Annotated in this window: 16 protein-coding genes; 10 read left to right on the forward strand and 6 right to left on the reverse strand. The window is 41.7% G+C overall.

The annotated features are described in order from the left end of the window. Positions 1-70 precede the first annotated feature (70 nt). The 3 genes from B3Q46_RS15240 to B3Q46_RS15250 all read left to right on the forward strand — a co-directional run bounded on the left by B3Q46_RS15240 (position 71) and on the right by B3Q46_RS15250 (position 2,187). Positions 71-688, forward strand: coding sequence for an alpha/beta fold hydrolase (locus B3Q46_RS15240; protein WP_004784683.1), 618 nt, complete (start codon positions 71-73; stop codon positions 686-688). A 26-nt stretch (positions 689-714) separates the two neighbouring features. Then, positions 715-1,605: a site-specific tyrosine recombinase/integron integrase gene (gene xerA / locus B3Q46_RS15245; protein ID WP_376745110.1), complete on the forward strand. Its 891-nt coding sequence runs from the start codon at positions 715-717 to the stop codon at positions 1,603-1,605. Between the two features lie 207 nt (positions 1,606-1,812). After that, entirely contained in the window at positions 1,813-2,187 is a 375-nt protein-coding gene (locus B3Q46_RS15250; RefSeq protein ID WP_004784679.1) for a hypothetical protein, read from the forward strand. A 48-nt stretch (positions 2,188-2,235) separates the two neighbouring features. On the opposite strand, the gene B3Q46_RS15255 is transcribed toward B3Q46_RS15250, so the two are convergent. Beyond that, positions 2,236-2,730 carry an Lrp/AsnC family transcriptional regulator gene (locus tag B3Q46_RS15255; protein WP_004784677.1) on the reverse strand — a complete coding sequence of 165 codons (495 nt, stop codon included), beginning with the start codon at positions 2,728-2,730 and terminating at the stop codon, positions 2,236-2,238. Between the two features lie 112 nt (positions 2,731-2,842). Here B3Q46_RS15255 and B3Q46_RS15260 point away from each other — a divergent pair, with 112 nt between their 5' ends. From B3Q46_RS15260 to B3Q46_RS15285, 6 genes are all read left to right on the forward strand, one after another. After that, complete coding sequence (locus tag B3Q46_RS15260; RefSeq protein WP_004784676.1) at positions 2,843-3,448, forward strand: LysE family translocator; 606 nt, start codon at positions 2,843-2,845, stop codon at positions 3,446-3,448. A 513-nt stretch (positions 3,449-3,961) separates the two neighbouring features. Continuing rightward, entirely contained in the window at positions 3,962-4,714 is a 753-nt protein-coding gene (locus B3Q46_RS15265; RefSeq protein ID WP_004784673.1) for an electron transfer flavoprotein subunit beta/FixA family protein, read from the forward strand. An 18-nt stretch (positions 4,715-4,732) separates the two neighbouring features. Beyond that, complete coding sequence (locus B3Q46_RS15270; protein WP_004784671.1) at positions 4,733-5,665, forward strand: electron transfer flavoprotein subunit alpha/FixB family protein; 933 nt, start codon at positions 4,733-4,735, stop codon at positions 5,663-5,665. A gap of 169 nt (positions 5,666-5,834) precedes the next feature. Then, entirely contained in the window at positions 5,835-6,500 is a 666-nt protein-coding gene (locus B3Q46_RS15275; RefSeq protein WP_004784669.1) for a hypothetical protein, read from the forward strand. 256 nt (positions 6,501-6,756) lie between these two features. Next, positions 6,757-9,720, forward strand: a complete 2,964-nt coding sequence (gene gyrA, locus B3Q46_RS15280) for a DNA gyrase subunit A (RefSeq protein WP_004784667.1) — start codon at positions 6,757-6,759, stop codon at positions 9,718-9,720. A 69-nt stretch (positions 9,721-9,789) separates the two neighbouring features. Then, a complete protein-coding gene (locus tag B3Q46_RS15285; RefSeq protein ID WP_004784665.1) occupies positions 9,790-10,209 on the forward strand; it encodes a hypothetical protein in 420 nt (139 codons plus the stop codon). Positions 10,210-10,242: 33 nt separating this feature from the next. Here B3Q46_RS15285 and B3Q46_RS15290 read toward each other — a convergent pair whose 3' ends face one another. The 4 genes from B3Q46_RS15290 to B3Q46_RS15305 are packed head-to-tail and all read right to left on the reverse strand — an operon-like array spanning position 10,243 to position 15,046. Then, complete coding sequence (locus tag B3Q46_RS15290; RefSeq protein ID WP_286716581.1) at positions 10,243-11,334, reverse strand: ABC transporter permease; 1,092 nt, start codon at positions 11,332-11,334, stop codon at positions 10,243-10,245. Further along, positions 11,331-12,473, reverse strand: a complete 1,143-nt coding sequence (locus B3Q46_RS15295; protein WP_004784659.1) for an ABC transporter permease — start codon at positions 12,471-12,473, stop codon at positions 11,331-11,333. Before B3Q46_RS15295 ends, B3Q46_RS15290 begins: the two co-directional genes overlap by 4 nt. Then, positions 12,474-13,553, reverse strand: a complete 1,080-nt coding sequence (locus B3Q46_RS15300) for an HlyD family secretion protein (protein ID WP_004784656.1) — start codon at positions 13,551-13,553, stop codon at positions 12,474-12,476. 11 nt (positions 13,554-13,564) lie between these two features. Beyond that, positions 13,565-15,046: a TolC family protein gene (locus tag B3Q46_RS15305; RefSeq protein ID WP_004784655.1), complete on the reverse strand. Its 1,482-nt coding sequence runs from the start codon at positions 15,044-15,046 to the stop codon at positions 13,565-13,567. 358 nt (positions 15,047-15,404) lie between these two features. On the opposite strand from B3Q46_RS15305, the gene serC reads away from it, so the two are divergent. Then, entirely contained in the window at positions 15,405-16,487 is a 1,083-nt protein-coding gene (gene serC / locus B3Q46_RS15310; protein WP_004784653.1) for a 3-phosphoserine/phosphohydroxythreonine transaminase, read from the forward strand. Between the two features lie 57 nt (positions 16,488-16,544). Here serC and B3Q46_RS15315 read toward each other — a convergent pair whose 3' ends face one another. Next, positions 16,545-16,685 (reverse strand): hypothetical protein, encoded by a 141-nt coding sequence (locus B3Q46_RS15315; RefSeq protein WP_004784652.1) that lies wholly within the window; start codon positions 16,683-16,685, stop codon positions 16,545-16,547. Positions 16,686-16,888 lie beyond the last annotated feature (203 nt).

Genomic DNA, 16,888 nt, shown 5'->3' on the forward strand with positions numbered 1-16,888 from the left:
CACCGCACATAGTACGGTGCTTTTTTATGATAGGATGAATTCCATATTTAATTGATATCACAACACTGCTATGAATCAGCTTGTGTTTTTACCGGGTGCATCAGGCAGCCGAGACTTTTGGCAACCCTTGTTGGCTCATTTAAAAACAGATCAATCTACAAAAATATTGGCATATCCGGGCTTCGATGGGGTAGAACCAGATTCGACTATTCAAAATCTTCATGATCTGCAGGAATTCATCACAGAGCAGATTGAAGATGATTCAATTCTGGTTGCTCAATCTATGGGTGGAGTATTGGCAGTTGCAATTGCACTGCATCATCCACAGAAAGTCAAAGGACTGGTTTTATTGGCAACTTCAGGTGGTCTGGATCTATCCCAGTTCGGTTATGGTGACTGGCGGATAGATTATCGCGAGCAGTTTAAAGATGTTCCTGACTGGTTTTTACAAGATCAAACAATATTTAGCCTGAAACAGTTAAGCAATCTTGAGATTCCAGTTCTACTGATCTGGGGTGACCAAGACGCTTTAAGTACCGTTCAGGTGGGGCAATGCTTAAAGCAAAATTTTAAACATGCAAATTTGCATGTAATTCAAGGCGGGGAACATTTCTTTGCGGCGACTCATCCAGTACAGACCGCAGAACTGATTGAAGCCTGGCTGGAGTCAATTGAATGGAGCAAGTAAAGCTTTCTGCAAAAGACTTGCTCGAAATCTGGCTCAAAGAACGTGAGATCCAGAATCAGTCTAAACATACCTTGCAGGCCTATGAACGTGATGTGGCTGATTTTCTGGAATTCTGCGCAGTACAACAACTTGCACTCAATGATGTGGAAGCCACAGATTTACGTCAATTTCTGGCTGAAAAAGTCGAGCAGCACGGATTAAGTTCGAGTAGCTTGCAGCGGATGCTCTCTTCGATTCGCCAGTTCATGAAATGGGCAGAGCAGGCGCAGTATCTGGCGTTTAATCCGGCTGATGATTTTCAGTTGAAACGTCAGTCACGTCCTTTACCGGGTATGGTCGATATTGAAACTGTGAACCAGATTCTGGACCAGCCTGCTCCAGAAACCGAAGCGCAGCAACAAATGTGGTTGAGAGATAAGGCAATTCTGGAATTACTCTATTCCAGTGGTTTACGTTTGGCAGAAATTCAGAGCTTAAGAATCAAGGATGTTGATTTTAATCGTCAGCTCCTCCGTATTACCGGTAAAGGCAATAAAACCCGGGTGGTGCCTTTTGGTTCAAGAGCCAAAGATAGTCTGATGGAATGGCTAAAAATTTATCCGCTCTGGAATGGCGATTTTGTACCTGACGCGAATGTATTTATCACCCAAAAAGGCAATCCGCTCGGTGCACGGCAAATTGAAAACCGGGTCAAGTTTCAGGCACAGCGTGCAGGGGTTAATGTTGACCTGCATCCGCATTTGTTACGGCATTGTTTTGCCAGCCATATGCTGTCGAATAGTGGTGATCTTCGTGCCGTTCAGGAAATGTTGGGGCATAGCAATTTGAGTACTACACAAATTTATACTCATATTGATTTTGATCGACTTGCGCAGATTTATGATCAGGCGCATCCGCGGGCACAGCATAAAGAATAGGAAAAATTTAAAGTTTTCTTCCGCTTGTCGGATGATTAGGATTCATGGCATAAAACTGTCATGTATCATGCTCAAAATATGACTTGAACAGACTGTTTGAAAGATATTTCACTATTGTCTTATTTTTCAAATGGCTGTTTTCGGATATAAGTATAAATAGTAATCAATTTTTAAAAGAAAATCAGCGATCTCGATACTGGAATTTTTATGGACACAGCAATTATCCCGGATATACAACAAAAGTATGCGCAGTTAAGCCCAGCCCAAAAAGATATGTTTGCGGGTTATGGTTTACGCCAGATTAAACATTTTGTTGAGATTAGCTTGCCCACCATTGAAGCCGTTTTGCCTGAAGGCGCAATCGTGCAGGGGATTAATGCAGAAGGGAAAATGCAGGCTTATAATCCTGAGGCAGACCAGTATTATCTATGGATTTCTGATCTGCAATGGCAGACCACGCAGCGAGCCAGTCAAGCTGTTGACCTGAAAGAAGATGCGCTCGAAATCTGGAATATTTTCGATCTGAAGTCTTATGAACTGATTGAACTGAGTCATGTACATCGTGACTTTTTGCAAGTTTAATAAATATGAAGGATGACCAAGGTCATCCTTTTTTATTGCTAAAATATTTTATAAGTCATCCAGCGGTAACTGAAAACTTTGCTTGATGATCTGGCTGGGTAAATCTGTTTTGACACTGGTAATGCCATTTTTCTTGGTCAAATGTGTGGACTGAAATTGGCGGTAACTTTCCAGATCAGGCACTACAACTTTTAACATCGCATCACATTCGCCTAGAATGATATAACACTCCATCACTTGCGGTAGTTCCTTCATTGCTTCAATAAAGGTATCAATCGTCTCTGCATCCTGACCCACCAGCCAAATCCGTGAAAACAGAATCAACTGAAAACCGATTTTCTGTGAATCGACAATGGTGGTGTAATTCTGGATCACGCCCGCATCTTCAAGCAACTTTACCCGGCGCAGACAGGAAGAAGGGGATAGTCCAATTTCACGTGCCAGATCGTTGTTCTGAATACGACCATTGGCTTGCAAGTGATGAATGATATTTTTATCAATTCGATCAAGTTTTACTCGCACAGACTTGGAAGATATTTTCATAAATTAGAATATAATTCGAAAAATAATACTTATTATAAAATAAATTGAAAGCCTATTTTGTAAAAATTCGCAGATACTAATTCCACTTTCCGAAGATTTAAAGGAAAAGGAAATGTCTGTATTTGCACTTTTTGCACTAACCGTGCTTCCCCTGATTTTTACACCTGGACCAGATATGCTGTTTATCCTGTCTCAAGTGATGGGTAAAGATGCAAAAGCAGGCATGATGGCAACCATCGGGATCTGTTCAGGCTATCTGGTACATTCCATTTTCGTAGCAATAGGAATCGCAGCGATTATCGTGTCTTTTCCGGTATTGTTTGAAGCGATTCGCTGGTTGGGTATTGCTTATTTGCTCTATCTGGCTTGTAGTCTGTTGAAATCAGTATTTAGTAAAAACTCAATGAAAATTGAGAAAAAATCTGCTGCTAATCCAGTGAAAAAAGGCTTCTTTACGGCCTTACTCAATCCTAAAGGCATGCTGATCTATTTTGCGATCTTGCCGCAGTTTATTGATAAAAGCGGAAATACAGTGAGCCAAGGCTTAATTCTCTCTTTTATTTTTATCGGCATGATTTTCATTGTTTATTGTGCTCTCAGCATTCTGTTCAGCAGAATTACCCGCAATACACAAATTGATGAACGTAAACAGAAATGGGTTGATGGCACCTCAGGTGGTTTACTTGCCCTTGCTGCAAGCTGGTTAATTATTAATTAAGCAATGGTGTATTTTAAAAAAGCATACTGCTCCCAGTATGCTTTTTTTATATTTATAGATTGATGACAACCCAATTTTTAGACTTGCCCAGCAAAATAAAGCGGAGTAAATTGAGCAGATATGCAGAATAAATCCTGACTAATTTCGCTTTATGTCCAAACTGACCAAAGCGGTCATTTTTAAATATAAGTCATTTTCCACAAATCTAAGGACAGATTTGTACATTTAATAAGCAGAAATCAAAAGTTCTGATGTGTTTCATCAAATAAAAACATAATAAAAATCAAAGGTTAAATTTTATTAAATATTAATAAAATTCATTGTAATAAATCGATACGGATTAATTGTGAACGCATCGTTCAAGGAAAATTACGCATTTTTACAGCTCTTTGTTGAATTGTGACTTGACCGAAATGCCGTGCACATTGCAAGATAGGGCACCTAAAAAATTTAAGTGAAGAGTTATTATAACTTTTCTCAACATTTACATTTGCTAAAACAGCCGAGGATTACATGAAGGCTCTTGTTGCTGTAAAACGTGTGGTTGATGCCAACGTTAAGGTTCGCGTTAAGCCGGACAACAGTGGTGTTGACTTAACAAACGTTAAAATGTCAATTAACCCATTCTGTGAAATCGCGGTGGAAGAAGCGGTTCGTTTAAAAGAAAAAGGAACTGTTTCAGAAATCGTTGTTGTTTCTATTGGTCCTAAAGAAGCTCAAGAACAAATCCGTTCTGCAATGGCGCTTGGTGCTGACCGCGGTATTCTGGTTGAAGCTGATGACAGCCAATTAGGTGCGCTAGAAGTTGCTAAAATTCTAAAAGGTGTTGTTGAAGCTGAACAACCACAATTGATCCTTCTTGGTAAACAAGCAATTGATGACGACTCTAACCAGGTTGGCCAGATGCTTGGTGCACTTCTAGGTGCAGGTCAAGGTACATTCGCTTCAGAAGTTAAAGTTGAAGGCGACAAAGTACAAGTGACTCGTGAAGTCGACGGTGGTCTACAAACTGTTGAATTATCACTTCCAGCGATCGTAACTACTGACTTACGTTTGAACGAGCCACGTTATGCAGCTCTTCCAAACATCATGAAAGCGCGTAAAAAACCGCTTGATACTAAGTCACCTGCAGATTTCGGTGTAACTACTACAACTAAACTGAAAACAGTAAAAGTTGAATCTCCTGCAGAGCGTAAAGCTGGCGTACAAGTGAAGTCTGTAGACGAACTTGTAGAAAAATTGAAAAACGAAGCGAAAGTGATCTAATACAGAAGGATAAAAATCATGAGTATTTTAGTAATCGCTGAGCACGACAACAAAGCACTTAACGCTGCTACTTTAAACGTTGTTGCTGCGGCGCAAAAAATCGGTGGTGATATCACTGTATTGGTTGCTGGTTCTGGCGCTCAAGCAGTTGCTGATCAGGCAGCTAAAGTTGCGGGTGTAAGCAAAGTTTTACTTGCTGACGACGCTGCTTATGCAAACCAACTGGCTGAAAACGTAGCAAAACTGGTTGCAGAATTAGGTAAAGGCTACAACCATATCCTTGCTGCTTCTACTACAACTGGCAAAAACATTCTGCCACGCGCTGCTGCACTTCTTGATGTCAGCATGATCACAGACATCATCGCTGTTGATTCTGCAAATACATTCAAGCGTCCGATCTATGCAGGTAACGCGATTGCAACTGTTGAGTCTTCTGAATCAGTAATCGTTGCAACTGTTCGTGGTACTGCATTTGATGCGGTTGCTGCTGAAGGTGGTTCTGCTGCGGTTGAAGCTGCTGCTTCTACTGGTGATGCTGGTATTTCTAAGTTCATTAATGAAGAAATCGTTAAATCTGAACGTCCTGAATTGACAGCTGCTCGTATCGTGGTTTCTGGTGGTCGTGGTGTAGGTTCTGGTGAGAACTACCACAAAATCCTTGATCCACTAGCTGACAAACTTGGCGCTGCTCAAGGTGCTTCACGTGCTGCAGTTGATGCTGGTTTCGTTCCTAACGATATGCAGGTTGGTCAAACTGGTAAGATCGTTGCACCTGACCTGTACATCGCTGTAGGTATCTCTGGTGCGATCCAGCACTTGGCAGGTATGAAAGAATCTAAAGTGATCGTTGCGATCAACAAAGATGAAGAAGCTCCAATTAATGCAGTAGCAGACTACTGGTTAGTAGGTGACCTGAACACTGTAATTCCTGAATTGGTTTCTAAAATCTAATTTCTGAATCAGTTTCAAAAAAACGCTCCTTTAGGAGCGTTTTTCTTTTTTTTAATCTAAATAATTAATCTAACTAACAAGTCGTCCATTTCTGACTCGAAATTTTGGCTATTGTATATTTTGTGTTAATATTAAGCTTTTATTAAGCTTGCCATTTGGCGGAGTGTTCGTGAAATTTGATTTTCAGTTACCAGTCAGTATTTTGGTAATGATGATCTGCTGTTTGATTTTCCCTTTTCTCCCGAGTCTGCACCTTCCTTTGTTAGGAGGTATGACGGTTACAGCAGTTGAGTCAATTCAAGCATTAATGTTGTTTGGTTTTGCCGTATTTAGTTTTTTCTATATCCGTCCATTTGAATTAAGTAAAGGTCAAAAACAATTTTGGCTCTGGTCAGTTGCATGGTGGATTATGCTGTTTGGTAGAAGTACCAGCTGGGGACGTGACTATTTCCCGGAAGTGCCAAAAATCTATTTCCGTGGTATTTCGGTTCTTGTGATTGCACCCGTGGTGTTTATGCTGTTTTTAGCACCTTTGCGTCAAGAAATTGCTTATAAGTTTAAGCATGTATCACTTCCAATTTGGGCACTCATATTAGCTTTCATTGGCTTGCTGATGTCTGATGGCATTGAACATAATCGGTTTTTTATTCATTTTATTTTTACAGATTTTATCTATAAAGATTTGATGGAAGAACTATACGAATTTCCGCTTATTATCGGCTTATTCCTGGTCGCTTATCCATTAATGAAGCAAGATTGTACTGTGACAAAATCAACTAGTCAGGTCATAGCTGAAGATGATTTGTCCGATATAGATTCTAAACTTCATATTTAAGTGACTTGCTTTTTTAAAGAAAAAAATGAACCTCTGCAAGCAGAGGTTTTTTAATATCAAAATATTGTGAAGTGATTAAAATTTCTACTAAAAATCCTGTGGATAGTTGGGGCTGAAACAGGTAAATTTAGCCTAGATTATGCTATACTGTACGACTAAATTTTAATATTGGTTCAGCTTTTTTTGAGCCGATTTATAGCTGGATTTACGACATATAAATGCAAGCCAAATTTGGCTTGTAGAATAAGGAGTATGCATGAGCGTATCGGAAATTAGACCGATTGCCATTGAGGATGAACTCAAGCACTCGTATTTAGACTATGCAATGAGCGTGATTGTTTCACGTGCCTTGCCGGATGTACGAGATGGTCTAAAACCTGTTCATCGTCGTGTGCTTTTCGCAATGCACGAATTGGGCAATGACTACAACAAAGCTTACAAGAAGTCTGCCCGTGTTGTAGGTGATGTCATCGGTAAATATCACCCACATGGTGATTCTGCTGTTTATGAAACCATTGTCCGTATGGCTCAGGACTTTAGTCTGCGCTACCAATTGGTTGATGGTCAAGGGAACTTTGGTTCGATCGATGGCGATAGCGCTGCGGCAATGCGTTATACCGAAGTTCGTATGCGTAAGCTGACCCATGAATTATTGGCTGATCTGGAAAAAGATACAGTTGACTGGGAAGATAACTACGACGGTTCTGAGCGTATTCCGCAAGTCATGCCAACCCGTATTCCAAACCTGTTGGTGAATGGTGCGGCTGGTATTGCAGTCGGTATGGCGACCAATATGGCGCCACACAACATGACTGAAGTAGTGAATGCATGTCTGGCTTATGCAGATAATCCGAATATCAGCATCGAAGGATTGATGGAATATATTTCCGGTCCAGATTTCCCGACAGGTGGCATTATTTACGGTAAGTCAGGCATCGTGGATGCCTATCGCACCGGTAAAGGCCGTTTACATATTCGTGGTAAATATCACTTTGAAGAAGATGCTAAATCTGGCCGTACTACGATTGTCTTCACGGAAATTCCTTATCAGGTTAACAAAGCGAAAACGATTGAACGTATTGCCGAGCTGGTCAAAGAGAAAAAACTTGAAGGTATTTCTGAACTCCGTGATGAATCGGACAAGGAAGGGATGCGTATTGCGATTGACCTGAAGCGTGGTGAAAATGCTGAAGTCATCGTCAATAACCTGTTCCAGAATACACAGTTAGAAAATTCTTTCAGCATCAATATGGTGTGTCTGGACAACGGCCAGCCGAAGTTGATGAACCTGAAAGACATCATTGCGGCATTCATCCGTCATCGTCAAGAAGTCGTGACACGTCGTACCATGTACGAACTGCGCAAAGCACGTGAACGTGGTCATATTTTAGAAGGTTTAACCGTTGCTCTGGCAAATATTGATGCCATCATCGAAACCATCAAAACTTCTGCCAACCCGGCTGAAGCGCGTGAGCGTTTACAGGCAGGTGAGTGGGCAGCAGGCGGTGTGGCAGCCTTGCTCGAAAAAGCAGGTGCTGTTTCTGTACGTCCGGACGAAATTGAAGGTGAAGATCCAGAGCGTCCATTTGGTATTGATGGCGATGTGTATCGTTTATCTCCGACTCAAGTTAACGCGATCATGGAACTGCGTTTGCACCGCTTGACCGGTCTTGAGCAGGATAAACTGCAAGCTGAATACTCTGAAATCTTGGGTCAAATTGCTGAATACACAGCCATTTTAAATGACTTCAACTTATTGATGAACGTCATTAAAGAAGAGCTAGCATTGATTCTTCAGCAATATGGCGATGCACGTAAAACAGATATCGTTGAGTCTCGTATCGACTTCTCTCGTGAAGATCTGATTCCTGAAGAGCAAATGGTTCTTACGGTTTCAAAAACAGGCTATGCGAAAACTCAACCATTATCTGACTATGCTGCTCAGCGTCGTGGTGGTCGTGGTAAGTCTGCAACCAGCATGAAAGAAGATGATTACATTCAGCATATGGTGGTGACGTCGAATCATGCCACTGTGCTTTGCTTCACCAATGTCGGTAAGGTTTATCGTCTGAAAGTTTATGAAGTGCCACAAGCTTCGCGTGGTGCTAAAGGTCGCCCAATGGTGAACTTGTTGCCATTGGATGACAATGAAACCATTACTGCTATCTTGCCAGTAATTGATGCACCGAAGAAATTCAAAGAACGTCTGGCTGACTTCAAAGCATTCGTGAAGACCAATGCTGCTCAGCTTCAAACCAATGAAGTGATTAACAGTCACTTTGCTGCATTAGAATCTGCACTTGCTGAATCTGAAGATGGTGCAGATGATATTTCTGATGCACTGCGTGTTCAGTTGAAAGAATTGGGCTTAGCGCTTTCAACCACTGATCTTGATGATGACATCATCAATGACTTTGCTCAGCAGGCTGAAGCTGTTCGTAAGAACTTCTATGTGTTTATGGCGACTGAGTACGGCACGATTAAACGTGTAGAACTGGAACAATTCTCGAATGTTCGTTCAAACGGTTTACGTGCGATTGAACTGAATGGCGATGACACCTTAATTGGTGTTGCGATTACTGATGGTGAACAACAAATCATGTTGTTCTCGAACGAAGGTAAAGCAATTCGTTTCGCAGAGACTGACGTACGTTCAATGGGTCGTTCAGCCAAAGGTGTACGCGGTATGCGCGTGACCATCGGTGCTTCTCAAGTTGAAGATGTCGAAGATGTAGATGTTGAATCTGATGATGAAGATGCAACTGAAGCTAACTTCATTAGTCGTATCGTATCTCTAGTGGTTGTACCTGAAACCGGTGAAGTGCTGTGTGCTTCTGCAAATGGTTATGGTAAACGTACCCCAGTGGATGACTTCCCAACCAAGAAACGTGGCGGTAAGGGTGTGATTGCTATCAAGACCTCAGAGCGTAATGGCGAACTGGTCGGTGCAGTTGCGATTGACGCATCTAAAGAACTGATGCTAATTTCTGATGGTGGCACACTGGTTCGTACCCGTGCTTCTGAAGTGGCACAGACTGGTCGTAATGCACAAGGTGTTCGTCTGATCCGTCTGGCTGAAGATGAAAAACTGGTCGGTGTAGAAGCGATTGAAGCAGTTGAAGATGAGTTGGAAATATTGGAAAATACTGAATCTGCAGCTGATGATGTAACTGATGCACAAGAAGCTGAAAAAGATGATGACAATACAGTAGAGGAATAAGTTCTGCTACTGATGAAAAAGGGCGCTTCGGCGTCCTTTTTTACACATCGACTAAATGAGAGATAAATAATGAAGACCAGATTGATGCTTTTGACCGCAGCTATTGCACTTAGCGGCTGTAATAATGCAATGGACAGTATGCCCGATCCGAGCCCTGGGCAGGAAAAGGCTGCGCAAGTAGCTTATGAAGATTTGCGTGATGGAAAATATGACGAGTTTTTAGCTCAGCTTGAGCCGAAGTTGCAGGCAGAGTTTCAAAACAATGAAAAAATCATGAAGCGTTTTTCACGATCAATTCCGCAAGGTGAATATAAGTCCAAGACTATCATGAGAAAGAGCTTCGAGGAAAATAACGGCAAACCGAGTGAATACAAGGTCAGCTATGAAATTGCCTATCCAAAAAACCTGGTTCAGTATGATGTGAGTTTTGACCAGCCGAATGGCAGTACTAAAATCCGCAACTTTAATATTCAGGTATTTGGTGAATAATTTTCAATGCGAATAGCCTGAGTAAATCCGGATTTAAGAACGTGGGCGTAGCCGATAATAGCCTAAGCTCATACAGATGATGCTGATCACCAATAGATAAGCAAGCTTTCCTAGAACCATATAAGTAGGCACCCCCATCTGATTGAGTTGAATAAACATCTGCACGATTTGGGTCGAAGGTAAGGCTTGCCCAATGAGTTGGACCCAGACTGGCATGGCAGCATGCGGCCAGGCGACTCCTGAAAGCATAAAGAGCGGAATCGAAGTAAAAACAATGATATGACCGGCGCGTTCTGGCATGTCCAGAAAGCTGGCAAACAAGGTAGTAATCCCAATCATGCAGAATACAAAGATGGGTACAGCGAGCAGCATGCCCCAAAAATTTCCGCCACGGGGATAATCAAAATACCAGAAAGTAAAACCAAACAGGTAATAACAGCCCAAACATCCAATGGTCAGAATCGCCAAACTGATTCCGAATAAGGTGGTTAAATTAATCCTCTGTCTACTTTCCCGATACAGCGCAATCAGCATACTGAGGCCAAGAAAGATCGTCTGATGAATGATCAACGGTGCAACAGCGGGAAACACATAGCTACCATAGCCAGAGAGTGTATTAAATAATGGAATCTGGTGAATGGAGAGTGCAGGAGAGAAGTGTGAAATCTCGCTAAAGCGTTCCGCATATTCGCTTAAGGTATTTTCTACTGAAGAGACCAAGCCCAAACCAATCTGTTTGGTAATTAAAAAGTTAGCAGCACTTAAATACAGCCCAATCCCGCCATTTTCACCGTGCCGGATAGATTGTGAAAGATTATCTGGTAATAATAAAATCCCATCGGCTTTTTGAGTTTCCATCCAGTGTTTAGCTTCAGCAAAATTTCCAGTCACCGCCTTGATTTGTACATTAGGGCTTTGGCTGACATGACTGATAATGGTATTGGTTAAAGCACTTTGCTCTTCGTCAACAATAATAATCGGCAAGGCTTCTGCCTGTTCTGCCTTATATGCGGTCGGATAGAAAAAGCTGTAAAACAGAACTGATAAAATCAGCGTGGTAAAAATACTGGTATTGCTAATAATGTCTTTGAAAGTTTGGCAATAAGCTTTCCAAAGTGATTTCATGCTGACACTCCTTTGGCTGTTTTTTTGAGAAAGACATAGGCCAGTACAGCATAAAGCAAGACATAAATGATGAGTACGAATATCGGTTGCAGTGAAAGATAGAGCGGACTGCCAATCACCCACTGCTCCGCCTGTAATTTGGCATAGGGTGTATAAGGAATAATATTGGACCAGAACTGGGTGAATAGTGGAGCATTATTAAGAGGTAAAGTTACCCCAGCAAAACTGAGCGATGAACCACCATAAACTGCTAGTAGACCAAAAGATTTGGTTAGGTCCTGAGTAGCCAGAACCACAGCACTACTGATAAAGGCATAGGCACTATAGAACAGTATTTGAGCCAGAAGAATTAGCCATAATGACCCGGCAATAAACCAGCCGCGAATTTCGACCAGCCAAAACATCCAAGCCCAGGTCCATAAACAAAAGATTGCTACATAAACCAGATTTTTAGACAGCAGTGCCGACCACAAGTTTTGTTGGGCAATCCAATGACTAACAGTATGCCGTTTAATTTCCTGACCCACAGCAAAAGCCACACAGCAACATAACAGCAAGTGCAAAATTGCCGGCACCATATAAGGCTCCAGATAAAATTCATAATTCAGCTGTGGGTTATACAATGGGGAAATTTTAATATTCGGTGTAGGTGCATCCAGATAGGGGAGCGTGTTGCCTAGATACTGCTTACCGGTAAACTCAGCCAGAGCCTGCAAGGTGCTAAGTAGCATAGCCGAAGAAATGGTATTACCGATACTAAAATAACTCTGATTAAAAGCAATACTAATTTCAGCATCCTGAGCTTTGACCAGTCGTTGCTCGGCTCCGGTAGGAATATGAATATAGCCCCAGATTTTATTTTCGTTTAATAATTTTTCGATTTCGACCGTTTGATCAGAAACGGTATGCACGTGTAGGGTATGATTCAAAGATAAATGATCATAAATCTTGCTGCTCAGGCTACTTTGATCCTGATCAATAATGGCGATTGGTAGATGATCCGGTTTGCCTTTGGCAAACATGCTACCAAGTAAAATCAGAATACAGGCAGGGGCGAGCAGGACTAGAGCCAGATCCCATTTCTCTCTGCATAAATAGCGTATTTCACGCTGAATACCCGCCCAGAATCCAGAAGCCATTTATTTTGGCTCTTTCAATTTAAACAGCACGCTCATGCCGACTTTTAACTCAGGCATTTCAGTGACTGGCACAAGATGAAATTTAAAACTGCGGACATCATAACCGCCGGTTTGGCGCGTGGTTTTAATGGTGGCAAATTCACCTTCAGCACTAATATTTTTTACTTTAAAAGTGGCTGATTGATTCAGTGCCGGAATAAAACCTTCAAGCTGTTGCTGTTTACCTAAAGCGGCATATTGGTCTTCACGAATATTCAGGCTAATCCAGCGTTCTGCCGAGATCAGGCTGACCACTGGCACTGCGGTTGCCACCAGTTCAGTGGCATTGCCATAGGTTTTGGAGACGGTACCATCAATCGGTGCCAATAATTCAGTTTCTGCTTCTAGTGCATTGGCTTCAGCGACTGCTGCACGGGCTATATCGACCTGAGCATCTGCAGAACTTTTCTGTTCTGGTGTACTGCCGCGTTTAGCCCGGGCATATTGTTGATACGCAGCTTCTGTCATTTGCGACGCAGATTGTGAAGCTGCAAACAGTTCATCTCGGCGCTGGCGGGAAATAACGCCTTCCTTAAATAGATTGGCTCCACGTTGATAGGAAGTCTTAGCGAGTTGCTCCTGTGCTTTTAGTGACTGCCAGTTGGCATACAGAGAAGCGATATTTTCTTCCTGAGAACCACGTTCTGCGGTGGACTGAAGTGCTAATGCAGACTGTAAAGTAGCTAAAGCCTGCTGCTTTTTCGCCTCAATTTCAGGACTATGCAATTTCACCAGCGCCTGGCCTTTCTTGACGTCATCGCCTTCCTGCACATAAATCTTTTCAATCCGGCTTGGAACTTTAGTGGCCACTTGAACCGTCTCTGCCTCAACCCGGCCTTGTAGCTCGATTTCTTTGGGTTGATAGGTTTTCCATAGGCCAAACCCAATCAAAGCAAGAATCACTGGAATTAAAGCTAAAAGCAGATATTTTTTGCGCGATTTTTTTTCTGTGCTTGCAGGATTATCTGGCTCTGATTCACTGTAATTGATTTCTGAAGCCGGTTCATCAACAGGATGTTCTGGCTTTTGCTCATCTGTCATGTCTGGCTCCATTAACGAATATAGTGGGTGTTGGCGTGTTGCATATAGTTTGGAAATTCAACAATTGAGCCATGGCTCTGTAATAAGGTCGCGAGAGATACTACATATTTATAAGCGTTTAATGCCATTTCTGCCTTTAAACTGCTGAGCATGTTTTGGGCATCGATGACCTGAGTGGCTGTCCCGACATCTTCCTTAAAGGATAATTCCTGAATACGCAGATTTTCCTGAGCTGCTTTCAGATTCTGCTGAAGTAGAGCATCACTTTGCTGGGCGCTGACTGCTTCACTAAATGATTTATAAATCAGGTTTTCAATCTCCTGCTGGGTACGCGCCGTCATGAGTTCAGCGGCATAGCGTTTTAGTTCAGCAGCCTGAATATTCTTGTTTTTATCAATACCTGAGAACAGATTATAACGTGCTGCAACCCCTACAATCCAGTTTTGATGTTGATCCAGACTATATTCACCAAACGCAAAAACATTTGGCTTTTTAGCGGCCTGCTGAGCTTTGACATTGGCTTTGGCCAGCTCGGTATCCATCTGCATTTTTTTGATCAGAGGAGAGTTCTGGCTAAAACTGCTGAGCAGAATATTCACATTTTGTGGTTCAGCACGATTCACAAACAAAGGTGTGCTTAGCTCGGTGATATTGCTATCCAGCAACAGGTTATTCAGCTGAAATAGGGCAGCATTCAGATTGGCTTGGGCATTTTGTTGTGCGCGTTCAGCATTATTGCGTGCTACTTCAAACTGCATGCGCTGGCCTTTGCTAATAAAACCCTGCTGTTCCAGTTTTAGGGCATTACGATAATGTTGTTGCATGGCATTTGAATTAAAAAGTGCCGAATCCAGTAACTGTTTTTGTAGTTGAACATTAAAGTAAGACTGAATCAGCTCAAAACGCTGCGTATCCTGTTGCTGCTGATTGCTAAGTTTGCTACGTCCTGACTGAATATTGGCAATTTCTTTGGCACTACGGGTGAGGCCTCCGGTATATAGTGGCATCATCACGGAAACAGTGGGACGAATCACCTGATCTTCAAGGACTACATTAGACGTATCCGGAATCAGACCTACTCCGCTATGAATAGTATTGTTGAGTCCTTCCCGCAGTGGATCGGTAATACCTGCGGGTAGATCCACACCATTACTGGCTTCCCACTCATTAAGCCGGCCATTTACACCTTGAGAGAGTGAATTTTCCAGATTATTTTTAAACTGCTTTAATGGAATATCGACTTTACTATGAAAGGCATAGGCACGAACATTCAGGTCAACACGAGGTAGGCCAATACCTTTAACCGCTTCTGCTTCAAGTTTTGACGCTTGCTCCAGACTTTGAAAAGCCTGGCTACTATAGGAACGTTGCAACAATTGTTGTTCTGCATCCTGAAAGCTGATGCTTTGTGCATAAGCAAAACTGCCATACATCATGGATGCAAGCACAGTCAGACCCCAGCAGACACATTGTTTATTTTTCTTCATATTCATAAAGTGGTAATGTAAAAGTCACATTAATTCAGTCTAAGCTGCATTATAAATCAAGTGCTTGCAGTGCAGGGATGGGTTAAGTTGTAGTATTGTTGTAATTCGAAGCGATTTACTTCTCCAGTTTCAAGTTGATAGTTCTAAGCATTGAATGAGATTGAATATTTTTACCTAGGCAATTTCTCATAAATGAAATCACAAGGTTAGGGTAAAAAATCAAAGGTATTCAAATTATCCTCCGAATCTAGATTGGTTTTTTGACTCTATCTTCATTCTTGGATAGAAATAATTTTGTGCAAGCGGCGTCCAGATATGGTTAAATGCCATCATTTTATTGTGTTTCACTCTGAAAGGAAAAATCATGCGCGCGTACAACTTCTGTGCTGGTCCTGCTGCATTACCTACTGCCGTACTTGAAAAGGCTCAAGCTGAAATGCTTGACTGGCAGGGCAAAGGTCTTTCGATCATGGAAATGAGCCACCGTAGTGCAGACTATGTTGCAGTTGCGGAAAAGGCAGAAGCAGACCTTCGCAAGCTCATGAATATTCCTGAGAACTATAAAGTACTGTTCTTGCAGGGTGGCGCATCTTTGCAATTCTCGGCAATTCCATTGAACCTGCTGGGTAAAAACAACAAAGCTGACTATATCCGTACCGGTATCTGGTCTGAAAAAGCATTGAAAGAAGCTAAACGCTATGGCGACATCAATGTGGTTGAAGCAGGCATTAAAACTGAAGATGGTAAATTGGCGATTGCTGATCAAAGCACTTGGAATCTTTCTGATGATGCCGCTTATGTGCATTATGCAGATAATGAAACCATTGGCGGTCTGCAATTTGCCCATGTGCCAGAAACTGATAAGCCACTTGTATGTGATTTCTCTTCAAGCATTTTGTCTGCACCGATTGATGTTTCTAAATTCGGTCTGATCTATGCCGGTGCACAAAAGAATATTGGCCCTGCAGGTTTGACACTGGTCATTATTCGTGAAGATTTGCTTGATCAGTCAAAACCTGAAATTCCAAGCATCCTGAAATATGCAGATCAAGCGAAAAACGGTTCGATGGTCAACACACCATCAACTTATGCGTGGTATTTATCTGGTTTGGTATTCGAATGGTTACTGGAACAGGGCGGTGTAGAAGCGATTCACAAAGTGAACCTGCAAAAAGCTGAATTGCTCTATGGCTATATCGATTCTAGCGACTTCTATGCAAATCCGATTGCCAAAGAAAACCGTTCAATCATGAATGTTCCATTTACTCTGGCAAATCCTGAACTTGAAAAACAGTTCCTGCAAGACGCAAAAGAAAACCATTTACTTAACCTTGCCGGCCACCGTTCAGTAGGTGGTATGCGTGCCAGCATTTACAATGCCGTACCGTTAGAAGGTGTACAGGCATTGGTAAACTTCATGGATGACTTTGCTAAACGCAATGCTTAATCCTTGAGAATTAAAAAACCCGGCAATTGGCCGGGTTTTTTTATCATTTAATTCGGGTTAAAAAACAAAGTTATGTAAGATATAGCCGCAAATGAGCATACCCAATACGAAAAATAGGCATGACATCATATCAAGCTGATAACGCGAGCCAAGATGATGCTCAACCTGCTGTAAATTTTCTTCTTGAACGATTTTCATAGATATTTATTATCCGATCTATTTATCGTAAATGATTATTTGTTGATCGTATTTTTACCATAAAAAATTGATTAAATAAAGTACATTCTTAACTAAACTTCATAAAGTATTAATTTTATTTAAATAACTGGCCTCAATATATTCAGAAAAATAGGACTATTATATTAAGTCATTATTTTTATGATGTTTTTAATATGATTATT

It is taken from the genome of Acinetobacter sp. UBA2581, from assembly GCF_002339435.1.
Classification (GTDB): Bacteria; Pseudomonadota; Gammaproteobacteria; order Pseudomonadales; family Moraxellaceae; genus Acinetobacter; species Acinetobacter variabilis.